Origin of the sequence: Mesorhizobium sp. WSM4904 (assembly GCF_029674545.1) — a bacterium.
In the GTDB taxonomy this organism is placed as follows: domain Bacteria; phylum Pseudomonadota; class Alphaproteobacteria; order Rhizobiales; family Rhizobiaceae; genus Mesorhizobium.
The window spans coordinates 1,429,879-1,444,454 of sequence record NZ_CP121354.1; the positions used below are offsets into that span (position 1 = coordinate 1,429,879).

A 14,576-nucleotide genomic window follows, 5' to 3' on the forward strand; every position below is an offset into this window, starting at 1 on the left:
GATTCAAGAAAATCGGTTATCTATTTATCATGGTCTCCGCCGCCGCCGACTATTCTCTCCAGCTGCACCATTGCCCCGTTGGGCGTTGGGGCGATAGCCAAATTACTTCTGCAGCTTTTCTCAGCGGATCGCTCACCCTCAGCTGATTTTCGTACCCCATTCTGGCACATCTCGGGCCTGGAACGGATGCCTTCCACTGCTACATTCGCTCGTTTCAATTGATGATAGAATTGATCGGCACACAACGCGATGTCATCGCTGAGAGCATAGGTTATGAAGTCGAAACCCGATCCCGTGCAACTCGACAGTTGGGACCTGCGGATCCTCTCCGAAATTCAGGCAGACGGTCGGATTTCAAAAAGTGAGCTTGCAAAACGAGTTCATCTTTCGGCGTCCGCCTGTTCGGAGCGGCTCCGAGCACTCAAGGCCGCGGGGATTATTGAGGGATTTTATGCGCGGCTGAGTCCTGCCCTCATCGGCGGCATGATCTTTGTGATGGTGGAGGTCGTGCTGGATCGTCATCGTCTTGAGGACCAACGACACTTCGAAACTGCTATCCAAGACATTCCGGAAATCCTGGACTGCTGGGCAATTGGGGGGCGCGTGGATTATCTGATGCGGGTCGCATCTCGTTCTATGGCCGCCTATCAGGATTTCATGGAGGGACTGCTGCAGGCAGGCTTGGGGATTGATCAATACTATAGCCTTGTCGTCACGAAACCAGTGAAGTCCAATTCACCGATACCTTTGTCCGCCCTGAGGCAACGGTAACCCAAAAGCTAAGTTTCAACGGCGTTTGGCACGGATCCCGTAGATTCGTCGGCAAAAGGCACCCATTCCGACGAAACTCAAGGGACATTTGCGGTATACTAATTGCTGGAAAAAGGTGGCCGAGCGCTATCCGCCAGTTGATCGCGAGCAAGGACGATGCGCTTGAGCAATCTGGAACCGATCTATTCCAGGAGAGGATCGAAGCAGCCATCGGACGCACTTGCCCAGCACGGTTACGGCGAGAAGCCAAACCGGATCGTGCCTGGTTGAGGAGGCGTCCATATCTAAGATGCGAAGTGCCGAAAAATGCCTCTACCGCTACTTCAAGGGGGGAACTTTCGCCCTGGATTGGCGATCAGTGGCGATTGAGCTTAGTCGCGGTCAGCGCATCCGTGTAGGGGGCGAAATCTACAGCGAGGGTTTGGCAAGCCGACGGGTAGCGGGAGTGCAAGCTGGCCCGCTCGGCCTTGGCGACCAACCCGGCCCTCGACGCCTGCGGACATTCGGAGATCGCGTTTTTACGTCCTAAGTTCGTTGCTGTTCGAGATTAGGAGATCGTCTGTCCTGTTTGACATTGCTGGTCTCCGCAGCCTTCTAAGCGAGGAGCATGGCTGTGCCGGGATCGCGTAGGTGGGTGACAAGGCCGGTCACTCCTGCCACCCGACGTGGTCTTTGAGAAGGTGGAGGTTGCGCTACCGGCTGGAGAGCATGGTGCCAGTTTTCACAAGACAAGGGTCGCTTAATCGAATGGGCGTCAAGTTCATAGATTGCGAACAGATCATGGGGGGATTTGAATAGTGCTACTGACCGAGGCAGAGCTGAAAAGAGTTGCGAATGCCAGTCGAGGACATAGAGCCGCATCGATCGTTCTAAAGGAAGAGACGGCCGCAGCTACAGCCAGATCGTCATTCGACGTTTTTCTGTCACATTCTTTCAAGGACGCAGAGATCGTTCTCGGTGTGAAGCGAATTTTCGAGGAGCTTGGGTTCACTGCTTACGTAGATTGGGTCGAAGATTCACAACTGGACCGCACAAAAGTCTCCTCGGCCACCGCCGAGTTGCTGCGGACCCGTATGAGGCAGTCAAAGACGCTAATCTATGTGCATTCAAACAATTCTCCAGGATCCAGATGGATGCCTTGGGAGCTTGGCTTTTTCGATGGGTTTCGGACCGCGGTAGCGGTTCTGCCCGTGGCAAAAAATTCTTCGGAAACATTCTCCGGGCAAGAATTTTTGGGCCTATACCCTTACATTGATGGGACAGGACCTGCATTCCTGTTTATGAACAGAGGGACCGCGCCTCGCTCAAGAATAGGCTCTGTAAGCTCGACTGCTAACCTCACGTTTGCCAAATCCTGGCTTAAAGAATTTACCGCCACAAAATAGACTGGTGTGCTTCAAAAATGAAATATCCTGGACTCTATAATAGCGCCGACGTGGCATCCAACGAGCAGCAGGCGACGTTTCTGCGCCTGATCCGGGCAGAGTACGTTCTTCTTTTTTTAGCGTCGGTGCTCTCTTTGGACTTGTCGCCATCAAAAGCCTATTTCGGTGTCTATGCTGCGGTATTTCTTTGCTCAATGGGAGTCCTCATTTTCCGGTCGGTCACAAAGCCCGAGCAGGTCTGGTATCAGGCTCGAGCTCTGGCAGAGTCGGTGAAGACATTGACTTGGCGCTTCGCGATGCGAGCACAGCCGTTCGATGACGCGCGCGCCGCTGACGCCAGAGCTGATTTTCGAAAGCTCATGGAAGGTATCCTTGATAGCAATCGTCACCTTGGTAGCGCGTTGAGCGGCACCGATTCAGCATCCCCCCAAACAACCGACCAGATGATGTCGATAAGGGACTCCCCGCTAAAAGAAAGAAAAGACCTATATCTGCAGAGACGAATCTGCGACCAACGGAAGTGGTACGAGAAGAAGGCGCGCTCGAACAAGAGGTCCGCGAAAGTCTGGATGGGCCTTGGTATTTTTGCATACGCTCTGGGATTCTCGTTCATCGTAGTACGCATCGCTGACCCCGCGATGCCAGGCTGGCCGACCGAGCCGCTAATTGTCATCGCCGCCTCCCTTATTGGGTGGACCCAGATCAAGAAATTTAACGAATTGGCATCGGCTTACACGTTGACAGCTCACGAGATCGGCTTGACTGCCGACCTTATTACGGACGCCAACTCGGATGAGGCATTCTCCGCCGCGGTGAACGAAGCCGAACTGGCTTTCTCACGGGAGCACACCCAGTGGGTTGCTCGTCAAAACAACTAAGAGACAACAATGGCATACAGCGATCCGACCTATGTAATATTTGACGGCGATGAAGACGCTTGGGCATACCGCTTTATGAAAGGGTGGAACGCCAGCGAGAATGTGAGTTTTGAATTCGCGAACGCTCACGATCTGGACAATATGACGAGCCGAGCACAGGACGAAGATTATGTTAAACGCAATCTTCGCAACAGAATGAATGGATCGAGCCAGGTACTTGTCCTGATCGGTGAGAAGACGAAAAACCTTTTTCGCTTCGTGCGCTGGGAAATGGAATTGGCTCTTGATCTAGGTCTGCCGATAATCGCAGCAAACCTTAACGGCTCGCGGCAACAAGATGTGAGCTGTCCGCCTATCATCAGGGACAAATGTGTTGTGCACGTGCCGTTCAAGATGAAGGCCATCAAGCACGCGCTAGCCAATTGGCCGAGCGAATTTCATCGGCTTTCAAACGCTCAGCGTGGCGATGGCGCCAGGAGCTATGGCGAAAGCACCTATCGCGATCTCGGCTTATAATCGCCACCTAAAAGCACTTAGCCGCCCAAACATCCTCGCCATCCGCTGGCGGCGACTAGCCTTAGCAACGTCCGCCAGCGTGTTCCGAGCTTGCCGAGCGATGATAAGAAGAGCACGACGTCCGATTTGCTGAGTTTGGCTGAAAGCTGCAGGTCATGTGCAACCTATTAGAGGAGCCCCGCTCGAAGCGTCGGATCGTCAGACAAGATCATGTCGCGCGAGGGCGCTGGTTTCGCGAGGAAAAGGAGCGGCTGTTCGATGTTTGAGGCTTGATCCAGCGTTTCGAGACTGCACGAGCGGCCAGCATTGATGGAGGCAGCTTTTCAGGCCGCGCAATTCTGTCGGCTCGCCCCCTCCTGCGAGCCGCAGCTCGGCTCGCCCTGCGCAGCAACCACGAATTTGCGATCGCAAGAAAGGCAACACGCTGACGATAGAACTTGGCGGCGCTGGTCGGCTGCGAATCAAGATGTCAATGGCAAGGAGCTCTCGCCGCGCGTCTTTGCCGGGCCGAACCTTCTGGCTATGCTCCTTCGAGAAGTCTGCCGAGCACCAGCCGCCGCACCGCCAAAGCTATCAATATGCGCGAGGGCACGACCTCAGCCTCTCAGCGCTGGCCAACCAGGTTGGAGCCTGTGCCGCGGCACGGAACCCGCTGCCTGCTGATCGAGGCGAATGTGCTTTGCCCCTGATCACCTCATTACCACCCTTGGGAAGGGCAAGACCGATCCGGACCGTCAGAATGTAAGGGATGACCGGCAGTTCGGCGGAACATGGCCGCCGGCGCTCTATCGTGCCTCGCGCGGCCGGCGGGAACAGCGTCCCGAGCGCTATTCATCCGTCAATATCGCCCGCTAATCGGGCACTATGCTGGGCGCATGCGCGTCGTAAGCTGTTCGTGTTTGCAGGACGCGCCCCCGACCCTCGGCTAAGGCGAAGGTGACGCCTTAGTTTTCACGGCAATTCGGGCCGATCCCGCGAATTTCACGGCGAATAACCTGCATTCCCGAGAAACTCAAGGGACGTTTCCGGTATGCTATTTGCTAAACAGGTGGCTGGCCGAGTGCCCTCCGCCAATTTATCGCGAGGAGAGGGACATGCGCTTGAGCAATCTGGGAACCGAGCAACTCCGGGAGAAGGATAGAAGCTTCGTCTTCCATCCTTCTACGCATCTGGCCAAGCACAGCCGAGGCGAAACGCCAAATAGGATTATGGCCGGTGCGGAAGGCGTCTATATCTGGGACACCGAAGGCCGAAGGAGCCTCGACGGTTTCGGAGGACTCTACTGCGTCAACATGGGATATGGATGCACGGAGATCGCCGAGGCCATTGCCAGGCAAGCACACGAATTGCCGTTCGCGCACGTCTATGCCAGCCAAGGTACGGAGCCGGTCGCCCTGTTGGCAGAGGCCGTGGTCGAGTATTTCGGTCAGAACATGCGAAGGGTCTATTTCGGCCTCTCCGGTTCCGATGCCAACGAAACCAACATCAAGCTGGTCTGGTACTATAATAACATTCTTGGCCGGCCCGAAAAGAAAAAGATCATCTCGCGAAATCGCGGCTATCACGGGTCTGGATTGGTCACGGGTAGCCTAACTGGCCTTCCCTTCTTTCACAATTTCTTCGACCTGCCTCTGGATTTGGTGCGCCATACAACCACGCCGCACTATTACCGCCAGGCGCGTGTCGAGGAGAGCGAGGAAGCGTTCTCCCGGCGCTGTGCCGATGAGCTTGAAGCCTTGATCCTGGCCGAAGGACCGGAAACGGTTGCAGCTTTTATCGGAGAGCCGGTACTTGGGACAGGAGGTATTGTGCCGCCCCCCAAAGGGTACTGGACGTCCATTCAAGCGGTGCTCGACAAATACGATATCCTTCTAATCGCGGATGAAGTGGTCTGTGGCTTCGCGCGAACCGGCGAGAAGTTCGGTTCCCACCTGTATAACATGCGTCCGGATTTCGTGACCATCGCAAAGGGTTTGAGTTCCGCCTACCTCCCCATCTCCGGGTCAATCATTGGCGACCGTGTCTGGTCGGTTTTGGAACAAGGAACTGAGAAGCACGGCGCACTCGGCCACGGCTGGACATATTCGGGGCACACGCTTTGTGCCGCAGCCGCGCTCGCCAATATTCGACTGCTTAAAGAAAAAAATATTCTGGAGCATGTCCGCGATGTTGGACCGTATTGGCAAGACCGGATGAAGGCCGAGCTGGCGGGACATCCCATCGTTGGTGAAGTTCGCGGAGTGGGTATCCTGTCGGCCGTAGAGATGATGCGGGACCCAAAACAAAGGATACCATTCGAACCCGACCTTCAGGTCGGGGTGCGCACTGCAGCTGCTCTGTTTGAGAATGGTGTCATCGGACGGGCCATGCCGCATGGCGACATCCTCGGTTATGCCCCCCCCCTGATCATTACCCGAAAAGAGATCGACATCATTGTCGACGCGACGGTAAAGTCGGTCGATACCACCTATCGCGCGCTGAAGGCCGAGGGTGCCGTATGATTTTGCGATCGCGAAGGAGCGAGTCCGGAGGCAGGCATGTCCCTGCGCGCTACTGCGCCGAGCAGACCCAAAACTGTTGAATTCCAGATATCTGATCTTGAGCATGCTCCGGGCTATTTCAGTCACGATTTGTAACCGAATCAGTTCTGCCGCCGCTGTCCTGTTGCCCAACGACCAGGACCTCTGTGCGGCGCGCCCTGCGGGTGTACCTCCCCGCCGGCAGGGCGCCCTTTTTGACCCACGTAATCAGTATCATTATGGCCCGTGCGGGATCGAGGGTCTGGTAAAGGTCATCTGCACGTTCCGATGCAGATTGAGCTTAGACGTGCCCTTTACATCATTGCAGCGGGCCATAATCATTGCGGTGAATTTTATCACGTCAGGTATATAGAAGGACGATACTCACACGCCACCCCGTTCACAAGGAAAGGCATTTTAATATTGTTGAGACGATTTGCCTATCAAAGAAAAGAAAGCATCGCAACACTTCTTTGCGGATCACGGCGCCCCGGGTGGGGGATGAGCGGCTATCCGAATTGTTATGCTAATGCCGACCCAAATTCCTGCAAAAGCTGGGGTCAATGATGGCTTTTGGTCAGCGCAGGATGATTTCTCCTGATTTGGTCGGTGCAGGGGCGGTCATGATTTAATGCATGGAGATTCTCTGATTGAGCTGTTGAGATCATGAGGCGTCTGCCAGACGCCCATCGGGTGAGCCCAGCATGATTGGGATGACCGACGAAGATCGAAAGTGTGGCAGCATTCTGGAGCCCGGTCAGCCCAGCGACGCCCGCGAATTCAATCACGTTTGTCGGGACATACACGACGCAGCCGGAAGGCGTGCAGAAAGAGGAAGAATCGAGCGCGACGATGACGAGGCACATGCCACTTGTTTTCGAGACATTCCTTGAAAGACTGTCACAGAGTATCGATGAGGCAGATTTCCGGGATGCCATGGCTGAGGCGGCCGGACGACTTGACCTAATCTTCTTTGCCTACCTCTCCTTGCCAGCACGGCCTTCCGGCAAACCGAGGTTAATTTCAAACTATCCACCCCGCTGGACCAGACAGTATCTGGAAAATCAGTATGAGAAACTCGATCCTGTGGTCTTGCGTGCTCGAAATGGCGGCTGCCCGTTTCACTGGGGATCGAATTTGGGAGGCGATAAAATGTCGCCGGCTCAACAGCAGCTATTCGATGAGGCGGCTCAATTCAGCATCTGCTGCGGTTTGACGATCCCAATTGTCGATCTCCGCGGCCGCATCGCTGCGGTTACTTTTGCCGCCGATGAGCCTCGTCCAGTATTTCTTCGGGTCGCTGAGCGGTACGAACAAGCTCTTCAACTGATGGCGGCCTGCTTTCATCGTTGCGTTCGCCGCAAATTGCCGAGCGATCGAACAGTGGATGGGGTTTCGCTGACATCCCGCGAATATGAGTGCCTGAGGTGGGCAGCGCGGGGTAATTCAGCCTGGGTGACCGGCCGCATCTTGGGTATCAAGCCACGCACGATCGCTTTTCATTTGGACAATGCCAAGAAGAAGCTAGGCGTGCGAACCCAAAATCAGGCTATAGCCCTTTTGGGGTCCGAAGGGTCCTCAATTGTCTGAGAAGCTTTTTGATCCCCTTGTGCTCGGGCCATTCGATCGCGCGCTTTGTATCGAGCGTTGACTGGATGCCGAGATCTTCTGTTCCGCCGGCTCGGGCGATGCAGCCGTATTCTTCCAGTCCGCGCCGGTGATCATAGTCTATGGGTGCTCGAGCGGGTGTGTCGTCGCTGACGAGCTAGTTGTGGAGCCTCAACAGGTTGTCCTCGGTTAGAGCGAGGCGACTGATAGGTGTTTTGGACTTTAGGCTCCCGTGGGGACGGTGCCAATTGTATCTGTGCAGCCAGACCGGCAACTCTGCGGCGCGGTGATCTGAAGTCGGATAAGCGATGGCATAAGCCCATTCGCGCAGTGCTGTCTGGATGAAGCGCTCGGCCTTGCCATTGGTCTTGGGTGTATAGGGTCTTGTCCTGACGTGCTTGAGGCCGAGATCGCGGCAGGCCTTGGCGAAGGCCTTTGATCTGTAGCAGGAGCCGTTGTCGGTCATGACGCGGGCTATCGTGACGCCGAGGCTGGCGTAGTAGGCCACCGCCGCCTTGAGGAAGGCGATGGCGCTTTCTTTTTTCTCGTCGGGCAGGATCTGCGAGAAGGCGATGCGGGAGGCGTCGTCGATGCAGACATGGACGAACTCCCAACTGCTGCCGCGCGAGCTGGCATTGCCGGTGCGCTTGCCGGTAATGCGATGACCGATGCGCTCGAAACGACCGAGCTTCTTGATATCGATATGGATCATCTCGCCAGGATGCTCGCGCTCGTAGCGTCGGATCGGCTCGGCCGGTTCGATATCCCGCAACCGCGACAGTCCGGCACGCTTGAGAACCCGGCTAACGGTGGCGGGCGAGACGCCGACCTCATGGGCGATGTGCTTGCCGGTCCAACGTTGCCGCCGCAGCGCCATGATGCGCTCGGCGATCAACGCAGCGGTGGCCTGCGGCATATTGGCGGGCCGCGAGGAACGGTCGATCATGCCGGCCCGCCCTTCGGACTTGTAGCGCTCGACCCAGCGCGCCACGATCTTGGCCGACACGCCGTAGACACGCGCCGCATGGGCTTTGGAGAAAGCGCCTTCTATCACCGACAGCGCCATCTCCTCTCGACGCAGCGGTGTGAGACGGGCATTCTTATGGATGTTCATTCGGACCCTCCGGTGAGTGCTGAAGCTTGGTAACTCCAGTCTCCCCGGTCCGGTCCGAATGGACAACCTCCCGAAAGCTCACAGCTAGTCGTGCGGTTATATAGTTTCCGAGGATGGCCCGCTTGCATACCTGCCTGCCGGTAATCTCTAACCCTTGACTTAGGGCGATGGCTATCGGTTATGCGGCTTGAAAGCGAAGAGGTGGACCCTTCGTCGAGCGCCGGTACGATATGGAGTGCTGCTCCGGGCTAATACCCATCCAGACAGAGCGGAACCTTCTATCACGTCAGACGCTCGGACAGTTGCCAAACCCCGATTTCCTGGGAACTGAATTGTGCTCGCCACCGGGTCCATTTTGCCGGCGCGTCTGTGGTGCAGGCCCCGATCAGCCTGACCAATGGCACAGGAACGCTTCTATGACCGAGCACTGCGAATTTGTCAGCTGGCGAACAATTCCTTGTAGCCGCTCGTCACCATCCAGTTCGCACGGTCGAGATGACTACGAAGCGCCTTCCTGGCGCGCTCCGGTTCAAGTGCCGGATCAATGCCGAGGATCAGTTGGGCCATTTCCTCTTCGGGCGCCTCATCGGCTGAGGCGTCCAGGAGCCTCATATAGATGGTAAAGTGCGCCCTGTCGTAGGCGGTAAGACGGTCAGACCAAGGGACTTCGTCGAGCAGTGTTGAGCTTTGAGTCCTATCTGTTCCCGTTGATTGATTCATGTCTGCCGCGAACCTCGCATGTTGATCGCTGGATCCAAGGCAGAATATCCCAAAATGGGATAATCCGAAACGGGGATTAGTCGCTGAGCCGGTCTCTACCTGCCGGTTCACCTAAATGCCCAAATCTCTTCGATCTCCCCGCCACCAGCGGTTTCTGGCCCAGTTGATCTCACTGCGCAATGTCAAAGGGCTGACGCAGGCGCAGGTGGCTGAGAAGCTTGGTCGTCCGCAATCTTTCGTGGCGAAATATGAGGGTGGCGAACGGCGTCTCGATGTCATTGAGTTTCTCGACGTAACTGCGGCCCTCGATGCTGATCCGTGTGAGATTCTGTTGAGCCTGCGCACGTAGTGGGCGCCCGCGCCCATCACCGCGCGTGCCGTGTGCCGGTGGGTCGAGCCCCGATTTTCTTGGCTCTGGCGTCTCGACCATTCCGCTGCGCCTCCTAGCGCGTCGTTAGACTCTCGCAATTCGCTCTGTTTTGTGCCTTTCTCAGCAGGTGGCGCCGCATCCTTCTAGGCCCGCCGCGGCGTCCCGCAACCCTTAGCCAGCTGTGAGCTTTCAGTAGGTTGTCCATCCGGCCCTTCGGATGCGGTGCGGCTCAGACGGCGGACCCGTTCCTGTCATGATTCGCCGCCGCACCCATTCCTGGGAAGCAGCCATTGGCGAGCGGAGGACAAAATGATGAGACAGCGAAGCGCTGGGCCATCCGCGCTGTGGTGATACGTCGATGCATGGCGGTTGCGCGACTTCGTTGCTTGAAGCGAAGCGACCGCACCGCCCATTTCGTCAACTGGCGAACAAATCCTTGTAGCCGCTCGTCACCACCCAGTTTGCACGGTCGAGATGACTGCGAAGAACGTTGCGTGCGCGCTCAGGTTCGCGTGCCGGATCAATGCCGAGGATCACTTTGGCCATTTCCTCTTCAGTGGCGTTGTCGGCCGAGGCGTCCAGGAGCCTCATATAGGTTGTAAAGTGGTCCTTGTCGTAGGCTGTAATGCGGTCCGACCAGGGGACCTCGTCGGCGAACGGCGTGTTCGATCTGGGCTGCAACATCGCTAATTCTATCTCCGGCCAATGGACCCGCGAAGCCCTGTGCCTGCTAAATGTGGATTACATATTATAGTTGATAAACTCAAGCCGCCTGATCCGCTGGCTTGCGTGCATGGATATGCGCAAGTTGGTCGGACGGAATGTGCAGAGGATCAGGCAAAGGAAGCGCCTGACGCAGGAGCAGCTTGCGGAGATTTCCGGGTTCAGTCAGCAGTACATCAGCGGCTTGGAGAAAGGCCGAAGAAATCCGACAATTATCACGATCTATGAACTGGCATTGGCCCTCGGCGTCAGCCACATGGATCTGGTTCGGCCCGACAAACAGGCATGATACACCCGCCCTCCAAGTAGCTGGCCGCCTGATGGCGCGCGCCGGGTGCTCGTGAACCCAGGCTTTTCTTAGGGTCCCCCGGCAGCCCCTGCCATTTGGCTCGCCCTGGCCCGGCGCACCCTATTGGACAGTCGGCCGCTGCGGTTTTTGTCAGCCTTTCCTGGGGCGGTCGGCATTGCCTTTTAGGCCCGCCGCGGCCTCCCGCAACCTTCGCTCTCGCTTCAGGTCCTTCTCTTGGTTACGATCCTTCGGATGCGGTTCGCCTCTTTCAGCGGGCCTAATCGCTTTCTGCCGCCCACCCCACGGGGACAGCCACGCGAGACTAGTATGGAGCGTTGCGGTTAGCGCACGAACAGCAAAGGAACTGAAAAAACAGGCAACTGTCGAAGCATGGCTGAACCAGCCATCGTGTCGGCATCTTGGAGCCGCGTGTTCGCCTTGAGGCCCTGCCGGTAGGATCCCTGCAGTTGAAGTCATTGTCGGCATTCTGACAACAATGGACATGAACCGCCGAACTATCAAGGCGACCAGGTTGTTGTCTAGCAATGGTTTTCCGAATCGGCACGGCACTTGCGTTACCAAAAACAAGTACGCCGCGGCACGGATCGCCCAAGAGGCTGAACGACCTGATCTGTTTGACCCTCGCAGCAGGGGTGGATGGCTAACACAAAGGAAACTTTGAAGGTGGACGTTTTCGAAAGTTCTCCAATACCTGTCAGGAAAACACGGACGCCATCTTTCTCGGTGGATCTAGCCTTGCTGGGAGTCGCATTCGTTTGGGGGGCGAGCTATCCGGTCGGGAAAGGCGCACTGTTCTACGCGCCGGTTTCGATACTTGTTCTTTATCGCTTCCTGATTACTACGATCATTACGGCAGTGGCTGCAAGACATGAGATCGCATTGGTCTCCTGGGGCGATTTCATCCGCGGCTTCGCATTGGGAACAATACTTTTTTGCATCTTTATTGCTGAAACTTACGGCGTTGCATCGACAAGCGCAATGAACACGGCCTTGATCATATCGCTTTGTGTGATTTTCACGCCGAGCATCGACTATGGGCTATCACGGCGACTTCCACCTACGGGCATTTTGGCAAGTGCTGCCATAGCGTGCATCGGTGTCGGCATTCTCACTGGCGGGATCAGCAGGTTCAGCCCGGGTGACGCGCTTGTCTTGGGGGCCGCGATTCTGCGAGCGGTTATGGTCGTTTCCACCAAACGCCTTCTGGCCGGCCGGCAGATTTCATCTGCAGCCCTGACGGCCATCCAAGGATCGACGGTGGCAACACTTACTTTCGTTTTGGCCGTCGCTCAGTTCGGAATTTCAGGCCTTGTTGTGAGGGCCACCCTTCAGTTTTGGGGCGCTGTTGCCTTCCTTGCACTCTTCTGCACCCTCGCTGCATTCTACATTCAAAATGCCGCAGTGAGAAAATCCACACCGACACGGGTTGGCTTCTTGATGGGAACAGAACCTTTTTTTGGTTTCGTTCTAGCGCACCTTCTTCTGAATGAGCCTTTGACAGTACCGAGCTTGATAGGCGCAGGCCTCGTCCTCGCTGCGACGTTTGCTGGCATCTGGTTTGAGAGCAGGACATCCAAATGAACCCCATCTTGGCTTCCACCAAACCCGCCATCGGCGGCATTTCGAGTTTTGAAGATCTGGAGGCTTTTCCGGACCGAACCGCACCAGTTGCAACCATGTTCAGCGGCGGTCTCGACAGCACCTATCTTCTCTACAAGCTGCAAAGCCTTGGCTTTGCGAACATTGAAGCTGTCGCAGCGGATGTCGGAACGCGCATCGATCAGCCTTTGTTGGAACGGACGGCAGCCATGTTCGGCGCGCGCTTTGTCTGCCTCGAAGGGCGGGATGCCTTTGTCGAACAAGGCGTGAAATCAGCCATTCGAGCCCACGCCAAGTACCTTGGCATCTATCCGTTGAGCAGTTCGTTGAGCCGTCCCATAATCGCATCTTTGGTTGTTAATCATGCTAGGTCAATCAACTCACGGCTGGTTCTTCATACAGCAAACCTTTCTCAAAACAGTCTTCCGCGCCTTAACAATAGCATTAAGCGCTCAGGATTTTCCGGCAACTTCGGCAGTCCGTATGAATGCTCTGTGATATCCCGACAACAGAAGACCTCCGACCTGTCCAAGTGTGGAGCGACTTTTGTGGCGGACCGCACGTGGAGCGCGGACGAAAACCTCTGGTGTCGGGAATTCGAGTCGGGGCCTTTGGAAGATCCCGAGAACTTTTCCATCCCCGAGGAGGCATTTGCTTGGACGCGCCACATTCCCGCAGAGCAGCCGGTAGAGATCAAACTCGGGTTTGCAGACGGAAGTCTCGTGTCAATTGATGACCGTGATGTTGCATTGGTCGACGCAATCCCGTTCCTGAATAACACGGTCGGCAAATTCGGGCACGGCCGCTTTGTCGGGCTTGAACACATCACAACCGGCCAAAAGGTTCTCGAAGTCCGCGAGGCCCCTGCCGCGGCCATTATCTTCGACGCGCTGCGTCACCTCGAAACCGCTTCTCTTGACGTGGCATCAATCGTTTTGAAGCAAGGGCTTGAGCAAGCCTGGTCCCAAGAGGCGGTTTCAGGTGCATGGGGCAGTACTATTCACCAGATGTGCGAACGGGCCATTGCATCCGCCCTCGAGGGCGTTAGCGGGAGCGTCAGCTACATAGTCGATCACACACGCTTTTTACCTCGGTCGATCCGAGCCAGGACGCCGAGATACATTAGGGACCGCGACCTTTGGGAATACCAAGCCGCAACCCACATAGCGTTGTCCAAAGCGTTCCGTCCTCGCCAAGTCACCAAAAGGGAGACACCCGTGGAAAACAACGCACCCCAGGCGCCGGCCAACCTCAGTCAACAATGCACTGACGGTCTGGTGACAAATGGATGGTGGTTTTCAAAAGGCGAGCGCGCCGAAGCCTGCTTTGGCATCGAAATTGATGCAGCCTGGAAGAACTTTGCTGACCATTGGAATCGACTTCTTCTCGATGAATACATGCGTGACGGCGGAACATATCGTTACCGGCGCTATAGCGCTTTTGAATATGACGCGACTGACGGAATCTTTAGGCTCCTACCCCACGCCCCCTACGAACAATCAAAAAGTGTCAATCATCTGAATGGCGGCTTCAAGCGCCACTTCGAGCCCCTTGAAAACTCCTTTATAGACCATCCCGTCTTAGAAAAGATTCTGACAGGTTTCTGCAGAATTCTATGTGAAGCCGCCCGACATGATCGTTGGAATATCAAGATCCATCCCTACCGGATTGTCGCGCGCGATGGTGTAAATGGCAAACCGGCACCCGAGGGCCTTCACCAGGACGGGGTGGACTTCATTGCTTGCTATATGATTGGGCGGGTCAACGTCACCGGCGGCATGAGCATGATCACCGACGCCTCAAAGGAGTTCCTCGGCGAGGTCGAAATGAACTCCCCGAATGATTTTGTGATCTGCAACGACCGCGAAACCTTTCACGATGTATCGTCGATTGTGGCCGAAAACCTGAAAATGCCGTACGCTTATCGCGACGTCCTTGTGATCGCCTTCGAGAAATTATAACGCCCAGCGCGCCGAGAGCATTTTCAACAAGGTTCAATACTGCTTGGTATCCTCTCGGGTGTTCCTGGTGCGGGAACAATGCAGGATTAATTTCTTGCATCT

12 protein-coding genes and 1 pseudogene are annotated in these 14,576 nt (G+C 56.0%); 10 read left to right on the plus strand and 3 right to left on the minus strand.

What is annotated here, in order from left to right:
* Positions 1-273: 273 nt before the first annotated feature.
* The 6 genes and pseudogenes from QAZ47_RS06715 (at position 274) to QAZ47_RS06740 (ending at position 7,659) form a co-directional block, all read left to right on the plus strand.
* Complete coding sequence (locus tag QAZ47_RS06715) at positions 274-771, plus strand: Lrp/AsnC family transcriptional regulator (protein WP_063169306.1); 498 nt, start codon at positions 274-276, stop codon at positions 769-771.
* Positions 772-2,173: 1,402 nt separating this feature from the next.
* Entirely contained in the window at positions 2,174-3,034 is an 861-nt protein-coding gene (locus tag QAZ47_RS06720; protein ID WP_063169305.1) for a DUF4231 domain-containing protein, read from the plus strand.
* Positions 3,035-3,043: 9 nt separating this feature from the next.
* Positions 3,044-3,550: a TIR domain-containing protein gene (locus QAZ47_RS06725; RefSeq protein ID WP_063169304.1), complete on the plus strand. Its 507-nt coding sequence runs from the start codon at positions 3,044-3,046 to the stop codon at positions 3,548-3,550.
* A gap of 483 nt (positions 3,551-4,033) precedes the next feature.
* Positions 4,034-4,454 (plus strand): annotated as a pseudogene (locus tag QAZ47_RS06730) (transposase); the annotation flags it as partial.
* Between the two features lie 190 nt (positions 4,455-4,644).
* A complete protein-coding gene (locus QAZ47_RS06735; RefSeq protein ID WP_063169303.1) occupies positions 4,645-6,051 on the plus strand; it encodes an aminotransferase in 1,407 nt (468 codons plus the stop codon).
* Positions 6,052-6,921: 870 nt separating this feature from the next.
* Entirely contained in the window at positions 6,922-7,659 is a 738-nt protein-coding gene (locus tag QAZ47_RS06740) for a LuxR family transcriptional regulator (RefSeq protein ID WP_082826574.1), read from the plus strand.
* A gap of 175 nt (positions 7,660-7,834) precedes the next feature.
* On the opposite strand, the gene QAZ47_RS06745 is transcribed toward QAZ47_RS06740, so the two are convergent.
* Together QAZ47_RS06745 and QAZ47_RS06750 are read right to left on the minus strand one after the other, a co-directional pair.
* Positions 7,835-8,791 carry an IS481 family transposase gene (locus QAZ47_RS06745; RefSeq protein WP_063169302.1) on the minus strand — a complete coding sequence of 319 codons (957 nt, stop codon included), beginning with the start codon at positions 8,789-8,791 and terminating at the stop codon, positions 7,835-7,837.
* Between the two features lie 438 nt (positions 8,792-9,229).
* Positions 9,230-9,511, minus strand: a complete 282-nt coding sequence (locus QAZ47_RS06750) for a DUF2285 domain-containing protein (protein ID WP_063169301.1) — start codon at positions 9,509-9,511, stop codon at positions 9,230-9,232.
* A 115-nt stretch (positions 9,512-9,626) separates the two neighbouring features.
* Between QAZ47_RS06750 and QAZ47_RS06755 the strand changes: the two genes are divergently transcribed.
* Positions 9,627-9,860 carry a helix-turn-helix transcriptional regulator gene (locus QAZ47_RS06755; RefSeq protein WP_082826573.1) on the plus strand — a complete coding sequence of 78 codons (234 nt, stop codon included), beginning with the start codon at positions 9,627-9,629 and terminating at the stop codon, positions 9,858-9,860.
* 438 nt (positions 9,861-10,298) lie between these two features.
* Here QAZ47_RS06755 and QAZ47_RS06760 read toward each other — a convergent pair whose 3' ends face one another.
* Positions 10,299-10,565, minus strand: a complete 267-nt coding sequence (locus tag QAZ47_RS06760; protein ID WP_063169299.1) for a DUF2285 domain-containing protein — start codon at positions 10,563-10,565, stop codon at positions 10,299-10,301.
* A 109-nt stretch (positions 10,566-10,674) separates the two neighbouring features.
* On the opposite strand from QAZ47_RS06760, the gene QAZ47_RS06765 reads away from it, so the two are divergent.
* The 3 genes from QAZ47_RS06765 (at position 10,675) to QAZ47_RS06775 (ending at position 14,474) form a co-directional block, all read left to right on the plus strand.
* Positions 10,675-10,893, plus strand: coding sequence for a helix-turn-helix transcriptional regulator (locus QAZ47_RS06765; RefSeq protein WP_029354714.1), 219 nt, complete (start codon positions 10,675-10,677; stop codon positions 10,891-10,893).
* Positions 10,894-11,577: 684 nt separating this feature from the next.
* Complete coding sequence (locus QAZ47_RS06770; RefSeq protein ID WP_245479914.1) at positions 11,578-12,495, plus strand: DMT family transporter; 918 nt, start codon at positions 11,578-11,580, stop codon at positions 12,493-12,495.
* Positions 12,492-14,474: an argininosuccinate synthase-related protein gene (locus tag QAZ47_RS06775; RefSeq protein WP_063169298.1), complete on the plus strand. Its 1,983-nt coding sequence runs from the start codon at positions 12,492-12,494 to the stop codon at positions 14,472-14,474. The genes QAZ47_RS06770 and QAZ47_RS06775 overlap by 4 nt, the downstream gene beginning before the upstream one ends.
* Positions 14,475-14,576: the final 102 nt, after the last annotated feature.

Coding starts and splice junctions, on each gene's coding strand:
- QAZ47_RS06715 (WP_063169306.1), top strand. CDS start 274: ATGAAGTCGAAACCCGATCCCGTGCAACTCGACAGTTGGGACCTGCGG.
- QAZ47_RS06720 (WP_063169305.1), top strand. CDS start 2,174: ATGAAATATCCTGGACTCTATAATAGCGCCGACGTGGCATCCAACGAG.
- QAZ47_RS06725 (WP_063169304.1), top strand. CDS start 3,044: ATGGCATACAGCGATCCGACCTATGTAATATTTGACGGCGATGAAGAC.
- QAZ47_RS06735 (WP_063169303.1), top strand. CDS start 4,645: ATGCGCTTGAGCAATCTGGGAACCGAGCAACTCCGGGAGAAGGATAGA.
- QAZ47_RS06740 (WP_082826574.1), top strand. CDS start 6,922: ATGACGAGGCACATGCCACTTGTTTTCGAGACATTCCTTGAAAGACTG.
- QAZ47_RS06745 (WP_063169302.1), bottom strand. CDS start 8,791: ATGAACATCCATAAGAATGCCCGTCTCACACCGCTGCGTCGAGAGGAG.
- QAZ47_RS06750 (WP_063169301.1), bottom strand. CDS start 9,511: ATGAATCAATCAACGGGAACAGATAGGACTCAAAGCTCAACACTGCTC.
- QAZ47_RS06755 (WP_082826573.1), top strand. CDS start 9,627: ATGCCCAAATCTCTTCGATCTCCCCGCCACCAGCGGTTTCTGGCCCAG.
- QAZ47_RS06760 (WP_063169299.1), bottom strand. CDS start 10,565: ATGTTGCAGCCCAGATCGAACACGCCGTTCGCCGACGAGGTCCCCTGG.
- QAZ47_RS06765 (WP_029354714.1), top strand. CDS start 10,675: ATGGATATGCGCAAGTTGGTCGGACGGAATGTGCAGAGGATCAGGCAA.
- QAZ47_RS06775 (WP_063169298.1), top strand. CDS start 12,492: ATGAACCCCATCTTGGCTTCCACCAAACCCGCCATCGGCGGCATTTCG.